At 55.5% G+C, this 14,674-nt stretch carries 18 protein-coding genes and 1 pseudogene; 11 read left to right on the top strand and 8 right to left on the bottom strand.

Annotation, left to right across the window (positions count from 1 at the left end):
* Positions 1 to 54 precede the first annotated feature (54 nt).
* Positions 55 to 918 (top strand): annotated as a pseudogene (gene hypE / locus ACOYNV_RS20750) (hydrogenase expression/formation protein HypE); the annotation flags it as partial.
* Positions 919 to 1,279: 361 nt separating this feature from the next.
* Here hypE and ACOYNV_RS20745 read toward each other — a convergent pair.
* The 6 genes from ACOYNV_RS20745 to ACOYNV_RS20720 all read right to left on the bottom strand — a co-directional run bounded on the left by ACOYNV_RS20745 (position 1,280) and on the right by ACOYNV_RS20720 (position 3,838).
* On the bottom strand, positions 1,280 to 1,612 hold the full coding sequence (locus ACOYNV_RS20745; protein ID WP_422901717.1) for a hypothetical protein: 333 nt from the start codon (positions 1,610 to 1,612) through the stop codon (positions 1,280 to 1,282).
* 89 nt (positions 1,613 to 1,701) lie between these two features.
* Positions 1,702 to 2,031: a hypothetical protein gene (locus ACOYNV_RS20740; RefSeq protein WP_422901716.1), complete on the bottom strand. Its 330-nt coding sequence runs from the start codon at positions 2,029 to 2,031 to the stop codon at positions 1,702 to 1,704.
* A gap of 75 nt (positions 2,032 to 2,106) precedes the next feature.
* Positions 2,107 to 2,796, bottom strand: a complete 690-nt coding sequence (locus ACOYNV_RS20735; RefSeq protein WP_422901715.1) for an OmpA family protein — start codon at positions 2,794 to 2,796, stop codon at positions 2,107 to 2,109.
* Positions 2,783 to 3,088, bottom strand: a complete 306-nt coding sequence (locus tag ACOYNV_RS20730; protein ID WP_422901714.1) for a hypothetical protein — start codon at positions 3,086 to 3,088, stop codon at positions 2,783 to 2,785. Before ACOYNV_RS20730 ends, ACOYNV_RS20735 begins: the two co-directional genes overlap by 14 nt.
* A 19-nt stretch (positions 3,089 to 3,107) precedes the next feature.
* Positions 3,108 to 3,422: a hypothetical protein gene (locus tag ACOYNV_RS20725; protein ID WP_422901713.1), complete on the bottom strand. Its 315-nt coding sequence runs from the start codon at positions 3,420 to 3,422 to the stop codon at positions 3,108 to 3,110.
* A gap of 134 nt (positions 3,423 to 3,556) precedes the next feature.
* On the bottom strand, positions 3,557 to 3,838 hold the full coding sequence (locus ACOYNV_RS20720) for a hypothetical protein (protein ID WP_422901712.1): 282 nt from the start codon (positions 3,836 to 3,838) through the stop codon (positions 3,557 to 3,559).
* Between ACOYNV_RS20720 and ACOYNV_RS20715 the strand changes: the two genes are divergently transcribed.
* The 9 genes from ACOYNV_RS20715 to ACOYNV_RS20675 all read left to right on the top strand — a co-directional run bounded on the left by ACOYNV_RS20715 (position 3,837) and on the right by ACOYNV_RS20675 (position 11,475).
* Positions 3,837 to 5,186: a DUF4384 domain-containing protein gene (locus ACOYNV_RS20715; RefSeq protein ID WP_422901711.1), complete on the top strand. Its 1,350-nt coding sequence runs from the start codon at positions 3,837 to 3,839 to the stop codon at positions 5,184 to 5,186. The genes ACOYNV_RS20720 and ACOYNV_RS20715 overlap by 2 nt on opposite strands.
* A gap of 47 nt (positions 5,187 to 5,233) precedes the next feature.
* Positions 5,234 to 5,740 carry a hypothetical protein gene (locus ACOYNV_RS20710; RefSeq protein WP_422901710.1) on the top strand — a complete coding sequence of 169 codons (507 nt, stop codon included), beginning with the start codon at positions 5,234 to 5,236 and terminating at the stop codon, positions 5,738 to 5,740.
* Between the two features lie 16 nt (positions 5,741 to 5,756).
* Positions 5,757 to 6,128, top strand: coding sequence for a hypothetical protein (locus tag ACOYNV_RS20705; RefSeq protein ID WP_422901709.1), 372 nt, complete (start codon positions 5,757 to 5,759; stop codon positions 6,126 to 6,128).
* Positions 6,125 to 6,766 (top strand): hypothetical protein, encoded by a 642-nt coding sequence (locus tag ACOYNV_RS20700; RefSeq protein ID WP_422901708.1) that lies wholly within the window; start codon positions 6,125 to 6,127, stop codon positions 6,764 to 6,766. Before ACOYNV_RS20705 ends, ACOYNV_RS20700 begins: the two co-directional genes overlap by 4 nt.
* On the top strand, positions 6,767 to 7,663 hold the full coding sequence (locus tag ACOYNV_RS20695) for a hypothetical protein (RefSeq protein WP_422901707.1): 897 nt from the start codon (positions 6,767 to 6,769) through the stop codon (positions 7,661 to 7,663).
* On the top strand, positions 7,660 to 8,361 hold the full coding sequence (locus ACOYNV_RS20690; protein ID WP_422901706.1) for a hypothetical protein: 702 nt from the start codon (positions 7,660 to 7,662) through the stop codon (positions 8,359 to 8,361). Before ACOYNV_RS20695 ends, ACOYNV_RS20690 begins: the two co-directional genes overlap by 4 nt.
* A complete protein-coding gene (locus ACOYNV_RS20685) occupies positions 8,361 to 9,509 on the top strand; it encodes an autotransporter domain-containing protein (protein WP_422901705.1) in 1,149 nt (382 codons plus the stop codon). The genes ACOYNV_RS20690 and ACOYNV_RS20685 overlap by 1 nt, the downstream gene beginning before the upstream one ends.
* A 176-nt stretch (positions 9,510 to 9,685) precedes the next feature.
* Positions 9,686 to 10,342 (top strand): alpha/beta hydrolase, encoded by a 657-nt coding sequence (locus tag ACOYNV_RS20680; RefSeq protein ID WP_422901704.1) that lies wholly within the window; start codon positions 9,686 to 9,688, stop codon positions 10,340 to 10,342.
* Positions 10,339 to 11,475: a caspase family protein gene (locus ACOYNV_RS20675; RefSeq protein WP_422901703.1), complete on the top strand. Its 1,137-nt coding sequence runs from the start codon at positions 10,339 to 10,341 to the stop codon at positions 11,473 to 11,475. Before ACOYNV_RS20680 ends, ACOYNV_RS20675 begins: the two co-directional genes overlap by 4 nt.
* Positions 11,476 to 11,548: 73 nt before the next feature.
* Here the strand turns inward: ACOYNV_RS20675 and ACOYNV_RS20670 are convergent, their stop codons facing one another.
* Together ACOYNV_RS20670 and ydiK are read right to left on the bottom strand one after the other, a co-directional pair.
* Positions 11,549 to 11,851, bottom strand: a complete 303-nt coding sequence (locus ACOYNV_RS20670) for a hypothetical protein (RefSeq protein WP_422901702.1) — start codon at positions 11,849 to 11,851, stop codon at positions 11,549 to 11,551.
* 269 nt (positions 11,852 to 12,120) lie between these two features.
* Positions 12,121 to 13,188, bottom strand: a complete 1,068-nt coding sequence (ydiK, locus tag ACOYNV_RS20665) for an AI-2E family transporter YdiK (protein ID WP_422901701.1) — start codon at positions 13,186 to 13,188, stop codon at positions 12,121 to 12,123.
* Between the two features lie 448 nt (positions 13,189 to 13,636).
* On the opposite strand from ydiK, the gene ACOYNV_RS20660 reads away from it, so the two are divergent.
* Positions 13,637 to 14,674: autotransporter assembly complex protein TamA (locus tag ACOYNV_RS20660; RefSeq protein WP_422901700.1), on the top strand; the 1,038-nt coding region annotated here is incomplete at its 3' end.

Genomic DNA, 14,674 nt, shown 5'->3' with positions numbered 1-14,674 from the left:
GTATGCTGCGGACGAGAATACTTGGGATTGGGTCTTTGAAATGCCTATCCTCGCCGACTGGTGATGTCCACCGATTGCCACGTGGTGTCGCCGCTGTTCTTCCCGGGCGGCGACATTGGCAGCCTGTCGGTGCATGGCACGATGAATGATGTGGCAGTAATGGGCGCCACCCCGCTCTATCTGGCGGCGGGCTTCATTCTGGAAGAAGGTTTTGCACTGAACGACCTGGCGCGCATCGTCGAATCGATGGCCAAATCGGCGCGCGAGGCTGGCGTGCCAGTGGTTACCGGCGATACCAAGGTGGTCGAGCGCGGCAAGGGCGATGGCGTTTTCATCACCACCACCGGCGTCGGCGTCCTGCCGGAAGGCCTTCAACTGGGCGGCAGCCGGGCACGGCCCGGCGACGTGGTGCTGGTTTCCGGGTCGATGGGCGATCACGGCGTGGCGATCATGAGCAAGCGCGAAAACCTGTCTTTCGACGCCGAGATTGAATCAGACAGCGCCGCGCTGCATGGCCTGATCGCCGCCATGCTGGCCACCAAGGCCGACATACGCTGCTTGCGCGACCCGACGCGCGGCGGCCTGGCGGCAACGCTGAATGAAATCGCCGGACAGTCGGGCGTCGGCATGATGCTGCACGAGAAGACTATTCCGGTGAAACCGGTAGTCGCCGCCTGCGAATTCCTCGGCCTCGACCCGCTCTGCGTCGCCAACGAGGGCAAGCTGATTGCCATCTGTGCCAGTGCCGATGCCGAACGCCTGCTGGCCGCGATGCGTGCACATCCGCTGGGATGGGAGGCGGCAAAGATCGGCGAGGTGATCTCCGACGACCATCATTTCGTGCAGCTCACCACCACCTTTGGCGGCCGGCGCATTGTCGACTGGCTGGTCGGCGACCAGTTGCCACGTATCTGCTGATCCTTAAAACCGCAGCCGGATGTGATGCTAATGTCGCAAACCCTCCTCCGGGGTGAAGTGCGCGCCTAGTGTCCGGACAGGGTGGGTCTGATTCTTTCGGACGAATTCACTGAGCCTGAAGCGCTCAATTATTCGCCGCAAAGATGCCCCGAAGGTTAAAGGGCCTATGGCTCAAACCCCTTGGATTTCCGGGATATTTCAGTGTGGATACCGACGGTGAAGTACTGTTTTCAGTGCAGTCACTGGAATCTGATCTCCATTTTGACCCGCATGAACGCCGTGTCAAGGCGTAGGCGTGCCATAAAGACCTGGATTTTTCATCAACTTGAGGTAGAGCGGTGGGTCAATATCGTGACCGGATTTACTTGCCTATTGCTCCGACTTCATTGCCGGCTGCGTTATTTATTCCTGAAGCAACTCCACTCACATTTCTTGCACTGGCCTTGATCGACGTAGCGCCCTGTATCTGCGTGCTGCTCTTGACGTTATTTGCGGAATTAGTAACTGTATTCTCTTCGCCGGCAGTTGCGGCATTGGTATTTTTGTTTTGCGCATCAGGACTGGCCTGAGTGTTTTTATTGCCTTGAATTCTCATACCAAGCGGGTTACTGGAGCGCTGCACGGCCTCTGTTCCCTGCGCGTACGCAGCAAAGGGCGACAACGCAAAAATAAGTGCAATCAGGATTTTGCGCATGTCCGTCTCCGTTTAGCAATGACTATCCAGGAATAGAAAAAAACCCAGAGGACAATCTTCCCTCTGGGGTTTTCAAAACAAAGTCTCGCTTACTTGCCGCCGATCGTGCCAACGTCGTTGGTCGCGGTGTTGTTCTTGCCGACTGCAACGGCATTGACGTTCTTGGCGCTAGCCTTGATGTTGGTGTTGCCTTGAATCTGTGTGCCGCCTTTGATTGCGCCAACAGCATTCTTGGCCGTATTACCTTCACCGACAGCAACGGCATTAACGTTTTCGGCGGTGGCCTTGATGTTGGTGTTGCCCTGGATTTGGGTAGCGTTAGGATTGGACGAACTCATTGATTTCGCACCGCCGGAAGCTTGAGCAAAAGCAACGGTGGAAACAGCCATGATAGCGATAACAAATAGTGATTTACGCATAGTAGAAACCCCTTTTAATGTAATTAAAAACCCCTCACGAACCCTTCGCTTCGGGGGTACAACTCAAAGCACCGCTTAACCGATAATGCGGAATTGCACTCTCCGGTTCTTCGGATTGGTTGGATCCATGCCTTCCAGCGTTTCACTGAAACCCTTGCCGACGGGCATGAGACGTGTTGGTTCGATGCGATAACGTTCAACCAGGTAATTCACGACAGAATAAGCGCGCTCACGCGACAACGTGATGTTGCGAGCCGGATTGCCCGAAACGTCCGTATGCCCCTCAACCAGCAACCGAATTCCCGTATCCTTTTGCATCAGACCCGCAATCGATTCAATGAAAGGAATGGATTCAGGAAGAATCTCCGAACTATTCACGCGGAAATTGATCGGGAAAGCGATTGCGTTCTCACCAACCTGCATCGCCTGCTGCTTGGGAGCACTCTGCTGAGGCCTGGCCTGCGGTTTCGGCGCCGGCCGGTAATCGGCTTGGGGTGCGGGTGACGGGCGGTAATCAGACTGCGGAACGGGGGCGGGTGCCGACTCCTGCTGGGCTGGCGCCGAGTCACCAAATACGATTGATCGCGTTCTGGGCTGCTTCTTGCCCCCCGCACCATCACCGCCTGTCAATTGGCGCTCCAATTCCTCAACGCTAGGCGCTTTTTCATACAGCGTCACGTCGCCGGCCGTTGCTAACCCAGAAGACAGAACAAGTAGCCCAACCGCCAAGCCAAAAACGTGACATTGCTTCTTACTTGCAAACATTAATAATCTCCTTCGAGGTGACGATCACTTCTTTGGCATTTTTTTGACCGGGCTGTGTTGATCCGATATTCATGTTGCAGGTTCCTGCTTTTTTACTGCCTATGTTGACTTGGGACTGCTGCTGTTGCCGCGTATAACCGTCGGTATTACCGCTTTGCTGATAGCCGCGTGCCAGCGCCTTGTTAACTTTAGTCTGACCTGACGTATTGAGATGTGTCCCCTTGTTGATTTCGGCAATCGCCGGCGCAACGAAGGCCAGCGCTACCACCATGAAAAAAAACTTTTTTAACATTGAAGCTACCCCTGTTGAATTATTTGCACTCAGGATCGGCACCTTGTACACCGATGTTGATGCAGCCTTTTTTACCTCTACCCGAAACAACATTCGACACATTTTTGACGTCGACCGTCACATTGCTACCTTCCCGCGAGCCTTTTTTCACGCTGCCGATATTGGTACGAGCAACATTACCGCTACCAGTAGCGATGGTATTAACGTTTTCAGCATTGACATTAATGTTGGTATTCCCGCGAACAACTCCGCCCTGCTCCTGGGCTTGAGCGACAGATGCAGCGCCTGCAAGGCTTAATCCCGATAAAACACAAACTAACAGGTTCGTTTTCAATGATATCTCCCTAAGGCAGCCCAAAAAATATACACACAATGCATTAATATAGCTCGTCGCCTCACTATTTACAAACAAGTAAATCAATACATTTTTATAGCAAAACGCATCTTGTTTAGATTGGTTGACATGTGTCAGACTATAAAAAGAGAAAAACTTGGCTCCAGTAAATTCGGCAAAGTTTTTTTCAAAAAATCAGCTACCTTTACAAGGGTACTTGTAATTTTTCGGGGGGGCACCAGAATGATCAGTACATTTGAAAGATCGCGTCTCGTTTTTGCTGGGATTTGCATTACGAGCGTATTGGCGGCTTGCGTTACCGATGCACCAAGGCCAGACACGGCAACGGCCGTCGCCGCCGTAAAGACACCGGTGACCAAAGCCGTAACGAACTTCACCCCGGCCCTGCGTTGCATGGACGATCTGCTGCTGGCCTACGGCAAGAAAGACATCGTTATCACAACGGCCGGCATCCCCGACTCGACCGGCAAGGTCATGGCCGGCACCAAGGAAATGCTGATCAGCGCCGCCTCGAGGATGTCGATCAAGAGCAAAGCACTGGCCTTCATCGACTACGATACCGAGCGTAACGACCTCCTGGCGCTCTTCCAGGACATGCAGGCGGCCGGCGCCTTCCAGCACAAGCTCCCGAATTACTACATTCGCGGCGCCATCACCCAGCTTGACGAGAATGCCATCGACTCGCAACGGGGCGGCGGCATATCCCTTCCCTGGCTTGACCTGGGGATGAGCAAGGACCAAGTCTCGTCGGTCGTCTCGATGGACATGAACATCGGCGAAACAACGACGCGCATGATCATGCCGGGCGTCAATGCCAGCAACTCCCTGATCGTCACGCGCATGGGCGATTCGAAGGAAGCGGGGGGCAAGATCGGCAAGGTCGGCTTCTCCTTCAACATGTCACTGAACAAGGCGGAAGGACTCGGCAGCGGCGTCCGCGCCCTGGTCGAACTCGGCATGATCGAAGTCATCGGAAAACTGACCAGCACCCCCTACTGGAAGTGCCTTGAAATCGAGAAGACCAATCCGCTGATGCTCGAACAGGCCATGGAATGGTATGACGTAATGACCCCGGAGGATCGCATCAAGCTGGTACAGCGCAAGCTGGCCGGGATGAATATGTATTCGGGCCCGATCAATGGCGTAACCTCGCGCGACCTTTCCGGTGCGGTCGGTAAATACCAGGCTGAAAACGCGCTGGTTGCGGATGGCCGCATCAATTTTGACCTGTACTACGCGCTACTCGATGCGGACCAGCCGATCATGGCCGACCCCAACGCGAAATCGATTGCCATTGCCGCCGTGCCGCGCGGCGAAAACCAGGGCATGATGACAGTGAAGCTCGACAGTGACCGGGGAACACGTCCCACCTACCGGCTGAAGGAATTACTCCAGGCCAAAGTGCAACTCGGTGCGGATGGCATTCTGTACTGCTACTACAAAGACACGTCGGGAACCATTGCCCGGATACATCCAAACCGCTTCAGCCCGGATCCGTTCATGAAAGCGAATCGTTCCATCTCGTTGCCACCGGAAAACTCGCCCTTCCAGATCAAGTTCGACAAGACGGGGCGCGAACAAATCGTCTGCTACGGAAGCTCGCGCGATCTATCGCTTCCGGCCAACCTGAAGGGCGCCGACCTGACGCCGTTGAAAGTAGGATCGATGGACGAGATAGGGAAAGCTTTCCGTGCCGCCAACCCCGGGGTGGCCGAAGCGAAGCTCGATATCGTCATTCAATAGACTCAATTGATTCAATAGAAACTGATAGCCTTTTCGGGAGATGGGTCGTGGAATTACGCATTGCCGCAATCGCGACCCTATCCCTGACGCTATCCTTCTGTGCGCTCGCTCAGGCGGGTGAGATCGTCATCATCCAGCCCGCGAACAACGAAACGCGCAACGAGAAGAACCTTGGCCGGAGCATGGACAAAGCGCGCCAGCAAAGCGGAAAGCAGGCGGCTCCGCTGGTCGTCGAAGATGGCATTCTCGATCGTGGCAACAACGCAGAACGTTCCAGTCGCGACGCCCAGGATTATTTACGCCAGCCGACACAGCCGCATCCGGACGATGAAAACACAACAATCATCCTGCGCAATGCGCCGCTCACCGACGCGGAGAGGGCGCGCCTGAAAGCCGCCGCTTACGCTCAACCGGCCGGTTCGTCGGCCACCAGCCGGGCCTGTGGTGATGTATCGATTTCTGTTGGCACCATTGGTGACAAAACCGTTATTGAGCGCAACATCAACGTCAACGAACGGGGCAACTCAGCCGTTAATGTAAATTGTAGAAAATAACGCGAAAGGGTTCGTCATGGAAAAGTCACAACTTTGTCTGTTTGCCCTCGTTGGTTTCCTGTTTATTGGCGGCGGGGCTCAGGCTCAAATCAGTGTCACCACACCGGGACAGGATGTGAGGATCGGCAAGGACGGGAGCGTTAATGCGCGCTCCGATGGCGCCGCCAGCACCTCGAGTCGGGGCAATGAAGCCAGCGTGACCGTCGGCGGCATTTCAGAAGACGCCGATGTTGAGGGCGTCACCGTCATCAATGGTCGCGTAGCGATTGACGGCAAGGATGTTCCGCCCAACGTCACGCGCTACAAGTCACCGAAAAGCGGCAAGGTCTACCTGATCCAGCGCAAGGGAGGTTCGGTCAGCGTCAGCGACGCAGGAGACGGAAAATGAACGCCTTCGACAAGCCTCTCCCTCACCCCCGACCCCTCTCCCCGAGGGCGAGGGGAGGTTCGAGAGTCGCTAGCGCGACTTTCACGTTAAATACCCTCGCTTGCGCACTGGGCCTTCTGGCAACTTTTCCGGCAACTGCGGAGATCGTTTTCCTTGAGGGTGGCCGGGCCGTTTCGGTCGGATCGGCCTACGTGTACGCACACCCGGCCCTGCACTCGATCGTTTTTGCTTCGCCGCAAGCCCGGGAGATGGCCATTTTGCCGCCTTCTCCCTACTTTGTTAATTATCCGCCCCTGCTGCTGCGCGCTTCGTCGCCTTACGGCGCCTACCCGCCGGTCGTCTATCAATCGGGAATCAACGCGACGGCGCGCCCCAGCAACCGTGACGTGACGACCTACAACATCGGGCGGGCGCATGCCTTCAGCCAGGAGTATTACTATCCCGAGACCTACGCCAACACCAATCAGGGTGGCCCCCCGGCGCTTTACGCCTGGCCCTACAGCGTGATGCCGTATTACCCACCGGCGAGCGGAACGGGCGGATTCAACCAGCCCGTTCGACCCAGCAACCGGGACATCACAACCTATAACATTGAGCGAGCCCATCGTTTCAGCATGGACGCCTACAAAAGTCCCTAAATGAATCTACTTCGTGCCCTGTGTTGCTTACTGCTGGCGTTTGGCGGGTTTCTTCCGCCGGCGAGCGCTGAAGAGGGAAGCGCCTATACCCTTGCTTCGGGACAGACGGCTGATTTCAGCACGATCCTGGGTAACCGTAACGACAAGGTTTCTGTTTTCGAGTACGGGGGGCGCGCGCTTATCCAGATTATCGATTTCCCGAACCTGCCCGAACAGGGAAGGATGTTCAACCGGGTGGTCGCGCTCATCGAGCGGATTGGCGCATCGCGCACCCGGGTGATGAACAACGATGAACTCGCTCAGTTCATCCGGTCGGTAGGCAAGAATGAGGCGACTTTTGCTTATGGCAACGATTTTCTGGTGTCCGAACTGGTGGTTTTTTTCAATCTGGCGGACATGGGCGGCATTCAACTGAATGCCGAAGAAGTCGCTTTACGCAGGCTGTTGCTGGACTATCGCCTGATGGTGGAACGAACCGGTTTCTTCCAGGCGATCAGGCCGCAAGCGGTCATTCTGTCGATTCCTCAGGAAACGCTAGCCAGCAACGGGGGGCCGCAGGTCACCTCGCTGGCCAGAAAAACCATCCTGATGCACGAAATAAGTCATGCGGTGTTTTACACCAACCCGCTTTACGCCAACTATTGCCGGCAGTTCTGGAAAAACGCGATGTCCGAGGGGCAGCGCGCGGCTTTCCGGAAGTTCCTCTCCAACAGCAGCTACAACCCGGACAATGAAGAGATGATGGTCAACGAAACCCAGGCCTACCTCCTCTACACCCCCGATCAGCGAGCCTTCAATGCCCGTCTTGTCGGACTCACGGAGAAGGAAATCGAGAGCCTGCGGGCAAAATTCCTGGGCGGGTTTCCCGAAGCGCCTTTGGCAGAACTAAGAAGATGATTCGCGCGTTGTGCAAATACAACAGTGTGAATTTCCCATTTCGGACCGCCTTTGGTCGGTTGTTTGCTCTGTTTTTGCTTGGTTTTATTGCCATTGCCAGTGCCCAGGAAAGAAGCGATGTGGCCATGATTACGGGGCTTCAAGGCACGGCAAATTTGCTTACACCCCAAGGAATACAAGCTCTTCAGCCCTTCAGCAGGCTACAGCAGGGTGACCAGTTGTTGGTGGACAACCCGGCACTACTGAAACTCATTTTTTTTGATGGTGGCCGTCAGGAAATTTGGCAAGGGACGGGAAGAATCGAGATTATGGAGTCGGAAGGCAAAGGATTTGGCTGGTCTGCCCCTGATGTTATTGTTAAAGTTCTATCGGTTCGAATGGTGAAACAGATTGAAAAGACGCCGACAACCGGTGCATTACCACGAGGAGGCAATACTAGGTTGCGCAGCATCGGTGGAGAGTCTTCGATCAAAAGGGTCGAGGATTCATATCGCAAGATGCGCATGGAGGCCGTTCAGGGAGATTTGAATCCGGAGCTATTTCTGCTTTCTGCCCTGTTCGAGATGCGAGAGATTGACCGGGTCGAGCAGGTGTTGTCGGATTTGCGGGCTACGCGTCCGGCAGATCAGGAAGCGCGGATGGTGATAGCGCTTTACCAGAAGGCTGTGAGAAATTTTAAAGAGGGCGGCGGAAAATAATGCCGGTTTTTTATTTTTTATGGGGGTATTTGATTATGAGCAATAAATTCATGCGTTATCTGGCAGGGGCAGCCATCCTGACAATCAGCGGCGTTGCATCGGCACAGACCAGCCCTAGCAGCCCTAGCACTTCTACCTGTGCTAGCCCGTTGAGTAGCTATGCCTATTATGTAGGCATCGGAGATATTGCCCAAGCACAGTACATAGTTTCAAATCACCCGCAGTGCTTCGGAGGAAGTGTCACTTCGCAGGCAACAATCAATGCGAGCACGATTGCCCAATCCAGTGCGATATCCAATTCGTTATCGAATCGCCTGCTCTCTTCCAGCGGACCAACACAAGTTGCCAGCAATGGCGTTACCGGCATGGCCGCCGGGGCTCAGCTTGACAAATGGAATGTCTGGGGCAACCTGACCTTCAACAATACGAAAGTTGACTATACAAATGCCGGCAACGGCATCACCAAAAACAGCAACGATATTGTTACCCCTATCATCGGTGCCGACTATGCTATTTCATCGACTATGGTCATCGGTATTTCAGCAGCCTTCGATGATGGCGACGGTACGGGACGTACTAATAACAACGCCTCTAACAGCATCAGCACAAGCGGTTACTTGATTGCGCCCTATTTCGGAATGCAGCTAAGCAAGGAACTGGCTCTTGACGCCAGCGTGGGGTTTGGCAACGGCAAACTGAACGTAGATGACAGTATAAAATCAGAAGCAGACCGCCTGTTTGGTGCGCTCAATCTTTCCTATAACCAGTGGTTCCAGAACATTCAATTGACCGGCAAGCTGGGTTACCTGCATGCCGAAGAGGACTATGGCAATTCCAAGACTAACGGTACCGTCAATCTCTACACGAAGAACAAAAACAAGCTCGATCAATTCCGTGCTGGCGTTCAGGTAGGCTACTGGATGAATGGCGTGATGCCCTATGCCGGCATCACCTTCACCACGGATGATCGTTCCTCTTCAAACATTACGGTTGACGAAATTGGCAAAAACGCCACGCTGTGTACGTTGGGGGTGAATTTTTTCGACTTGCCTAACAAAGCTACCGGCGGAATCGCCTACAGTCAGGAATTTGGTCGTACCAATTCAAAGAACGATAGTCTGATGGCGAACATCAACGTCCGATTCTGATGCCCCGTCAGGGGTTTTTCCCCATTAAAGCCGCGCTCCAGAGCGCGGCTTTTTGCCTTCTCGGGGCTGCTTGCGCAAGCCCGGATCATTTTGGAGGTTCAAGACAGCACGTAGTCAACTGGGGCGAGGAGCGAGGTTTTTCAGCCAATTCAATCCCTTCTGGAGCCTTCGATCTGTTGGCACTGGTAAAAAGGAAGAGCCGCACTGATTCGCTGACCATCTACATCGAAGGCGATGGTGCGGCATGGATTACCGCCTATCACCCGCCACGCGATCCAACCCCCTTCAAGCCAACCGCACTGGCCTTGGCTGCCATCGATCCCGGCGATGCAGTCGCCTATCTTGGACGTCCTTGCCAATACCTTGATGCACCCGCCCTGGCAAACTGCTCGCCAATCTGGTGGACGACGCAACGCTTTGCTCCGGAGGTTCTAACGGCGTACGGCCAAGCCCTCGACACTCTGAAAGTACAAACCAGGGCCGTAACACTCAGGCTGGTTGGCTATTCCGGTGGCGGCGTAATTGCCGCGCTGCTTGCCTTGCGCCGCCAGGATGTCACCTCGCTGATCACCGTGGCTTCACCACTGGCGGTCGGTCAGTGGACCCGGTTACAAGGCATCTCGCCGCTGGCCGGCTCGCTCGACCCGCTACTCGCTCCGGGAAAACTCCCTCCGGCAACGCACTGGATCGGCAGCGATGATGAGATCGTTCCTCTTTCTGTCATCGAACAATTCGCTCTTGGCAAGGGTGGTCAGGTTCGCCCGGTAAAGGGCTATGATCACGATTGCTGCTGGACCCGTAACTGGTCTTTACTTCTCGAGGAATCGCCATGAAAAGTTCATATCTACTGCTTTTGGCTGCGTCCCTGATTTCCCACCCGGCGCTGGCACAAATGCGTCCGCCGGCCTTCGCTGGCGGCATCCCTGGCATGGCGCAGTTCCAGGCGATACAAATGCAGCGGCACCAGGCGCGTACGCTGCTTTACCAGGAAGCCCTTGAGGAACTGCGCCGGAACCCGGCGGCGGCCGACGTGCCGGAATGCCCTCCCGGATCGCCGGCTCAAGGAATGCTCTGTCTTAAACGGCCCGATCCGTCGCCACCGGTCTCAGCCGCAGTCAAACCACCGGTTCCTGAACTTGTCTCGCCAAAACCAGCCCCCATCGCCAGCGCAAAACCGAGTGCTCAACCTGCACTCATCGCCATAGCTGAAGAAGCGACACCCAAAGCGGCCCCCACTCCTGCCGCGCCACCTGAACGTCGGCGACTGGCTGTGCTGTTCGGGAACAATGATTACAAGGCGCCTATTCCCGGTCTGGAAACCCCGATTGCCGACGTCGAGAAGATTGCTGCGGTACTTCGCAGCCACTTCGGCTACGACGCAAAGGTCGTAAAGAACGCCTCGAAGGCGCAAATCATTGAGACATTGAATGACATTGCCGCCAATGCAAAGGAGGACGATAGCGTACTTCTTTTCTACGCCGGTCACGGCTATCTGATGGAAGACACCAACATGGGCTTCTGGATTCCCATTGATGGTTCGGTCAAGACAGCTGGCAACTGGGTTTCAAACAAGGACATTTCCAAACTACTCGCGGCCATTCGCGCCCGGCAGCTTATTTTAGTGTCGGATAGCTGCTTTTCCGGCTCACTGACTCGTGAACAGAAGGTCGACTACAAGGAAGCACCAAAGCCAGAGGAGGTTCTGAGGAAACGCTCGGTGCTGGTATTCTCCTCAGGCGGTGACGAACCGGTCTCTGACGAAGGCAAGGAAGGGCACTCTATCTTTGCCTGGAGCCTTATCAAGACGCTCGATGCCGTCAGCGGCACCACACCGGGACAGGAAGTCTGGCGCACTGTTCATGGTCGGGTCACCAAGGAATTTACTCAGGAGCCCCAATACGGCGCAGTGCTATCGGCCGGCCACACCGAAGGAGGTGAATACCTCTTTCAGCCTCAGCCGCGTTGAATTATCAAAATGATCAAGCAGCAAGAAAAACCAGAGGCAAATCTGCCCTCTGGCGCTAAGCCGAAAAAAATAATTACTGTCCGCCGATCGTGCCAACGTTGTTGGTCGCGGTGTTGTTCTCGCCGACTGCAACGGCATTGACGTTCTTGGCTTTGGCCGTGATGTTGGTATTGCCTTGAATCTTGGTGCCGCCTTTGATTGCGCCAACAGCATTCTTGGCCGTATTGCCTTCACCTACCGAAACGGCGTTAACATTTTGTGCGTTAGCCTTTAAACCTAAAAACCTCAGTTCTTTACCGCAAAGGCGCAAAGGACGCAAAGTTTCGCAAAGAAAATCAACAGTTTGGCCTTTATCGAGCCTGTTGATGCCACTCACCCAAACGGTGAATGGTGAAAACGCTGCAACCCAGTGTTTTCTTTGCGATCTTCGCGTCTTTGCGCCTTTGCGGTGAGGTTTTTAGGTTAAACGCACCTTGTTTTTTGGTTGACGCTCGGATGTCGGTCAGCCACATTTCTCCGCAGCAAACGCGCCATGCTGACGCAACCGATCGCCTATCTGCTCAAGCCGATGAACGATCAGTCGTTACTCGACGCTATCGAGCTGGCGCTAAAGCAACGAGCCATCAAGTGACGCCCGTAGAGCTATCAGTCAGTGTTGGCATGGCCTAGCGCATCGGCAATCCAGGCCTCAAGCAGGGTATAGGTCACGGCCAGAACTACCGGGCCGATAAAAATCCCGACCAGGCCAAAGCCCAACATGCCACCAATGACGCCGGCAAAAATGAGCAGCAGCGGCAAATCCGCTCCTTTTTTGATTAGTATGGGGCGCAGAAAATTGTCCAGTGTGCCGACGATCAAACTCCACACCAATAGAAATGATCCCCAACCGGTATCGCCCATCCAGAACATCCAGGCGACGGCCGGAAAGAGTACGAGCCCCGGCCCCAACTGGGCGATACACAGCATCAGCATTACCGCCGAGAGCAGTGCCGCGAAAGGAACTCCGGCAATCGCCAGACCGACGCCACCGAGCACTGTTTGAATGATGGCGGTGACCCCCACCCCCAAGGCCACGCCACGGATGGCTTGCCCCGCCAGAATAATGGCATTTTCGCCGCGTTCGCCAGCCAGCCGACTGCCAAAACGCCGCACGCTGGACGCACCTGCTTCCCCGCTGGCGTAGAGGATGGCCGACAAGATCACCACCAGCAGAAATTGAATGAGCATGAACCCCAAGCCGCCGGCCTGCGCAATAACCCATTTACCGGCACTCGCGGTATAGGGTTCGACCTCGGCTATGATGCCCTGCGGACCGGCATCTGCCAATTGCACCCAGAACACGGTGACTTTTCCACCAACCAGAGGCAAAGTCCCCACCCACTCGGGTGGGTGCGGCAAACCCGTAGCGGCGAATTTTCTGGCCAGATTGGTAATCTCGTCAGCGTGCTCGGCAATGGTGCTGATCGCCAACCAGAGAGGAACGACCAACAGGAGCAACATGGCTAGCGTCATTACGGCAACGGCCGGGGCGCGCCGACCGCCGAACCGCTGTTCAAGCAACTTGAGCAGCGGCCAGGTGGCAACCACGACCATGATCGCCCACACCGTAGCCGCCAGAAACGGGCGTAGAACCCAGAGTGAAGCGGCAATCAGCAGCAGAATGCAAATAATCGCCAGCGTTGTACGGGTTAAATCACGTTGAATTTCGGCCATAGCGTTCTCGTTGAAAATATGGAAGATGAATTTTACCGCAATGCAAAACGAAACCTTGTGGTTCAGTATCCCAAGGGGGTTTTCTGCGGGGCAAATTTCCTTCGCTCAGGCCAGGCTTCAGTTCGACAGCAGAGCAGAATCAACGCAGAATCAAAGAACGTCGGGCTGAAGCCCGACCCACAAGATACTGGGGGTGACCAAAAAGGATAATGTAAAGATATTCCAGACGAAATCCTTTTTTAACTGGTTTCAAGCGTCAAGCAAGCGCCGATATAATGCCTGGATTCTTTTTACCTGGCTCAGGTAGCTGCCATGCTCCGCGCATCCAATCGTTCCGACCGCACCCGACTTTTCCGCTTCGACGGAGGTACCCTGGTTCCCGTCGCAATGCAGCCAGGTAACAATAAAGTTGCTACCTCAAGCCTTACCCGAAGCCCCGACTGTTGAAATGACCATTTTGCGTTTTATTCTCACCGTGTGCCTGGCTGCGACTCTGAGCCTTCCTGCTTCTGCAACGCCGCAGCTGGTGGCACCGACAGAAGTGCGCGAGTTACTGGAGCGCTACCTGCCGCTGGCCGGGCTGGAGAGCAATGCGCAGGACGCTACGGGGATAACTACGCTTGAACGCCGGCTGCGCCAGGAAGCCAGCGAACTGCTCGCTACCGAAGGCTACTTCTCCCCGAAAATAGAGCTGCTTGAGAGCGCAGACGGGCTTGTCCTGCAGGTCGAACCGGGGCCGCAAGCACACATCGGCAGTGTGCAAATAGAGATCCGCAGTGCGCTTGCCGCCGAGCGCCGCCAGCATTTGATCGACAACTGGGCGCTACCGAGTGCGGCTGCTTTCCGGCAGTCGGTCTGGAATGATGCCAAGCAGGCTTTGCTGCGTGAATTGATGGCCGTCGACCATGCCTCAGCGCGCTTGCTATCAAGCCAGGCGGAGGTCGATGTCGAGGCGGCGCGTGTCGATCTGCATCTGGTCTACGATGCCGGCCCCAGTTACCGTTATGGCGAAATTCACATCGTTGGCCTGCAGCGCTATCCAGCGGCCCTGGTCGAACGCTACAGCGGGCGACTGCAACCCGGTGCCGCCTACCGGCAGGAAGACCTGCTGGCCGTGCAGGCAGCGCTGCAAAACACGCCATATTTCTCCTCGGTATCGGTCGAGCTGGAACGTAACGCTTCGCCCGCAGACGGGGATAGCGGGGCCCCTGATGTGCTCAGGCTTGAAGAAAGCGAGGCTGCAAAAGAGTCCGCCGCGCCAAGCGATGAAACGTCGCGGGTGCCGATCATTGTCCGTCTGCGCGAGCGAGCGCCTTACCAGATTTCTCTTGGCGCCGGCTACAGTTCCAACACCGGGGCGCGCGTCGAGGGTAATTTTCGCAGCGCCGATCTCTTCGGTCGGGCGTGGGAACTCAACACCGGCGCACGCATCAATGGCTTGAACACGATGAAATCGAGACGGCCGCGTTGCCAACCCCGGTCAGGC

Origin of the sequence: Propionivibrio sp. (genome assembly GCF_049316945.1) — a bacterium.
GTDB lineage: Bacteria > Pseudomonadota > Gammaproteobacteria > Burkholderiales > Rhodocyclaceae > Propionivibrio.
Note: the sequence above shows the minus strand (reverse complement) of the source record. Positions and strands in the feature narration are given on the sequence as shown.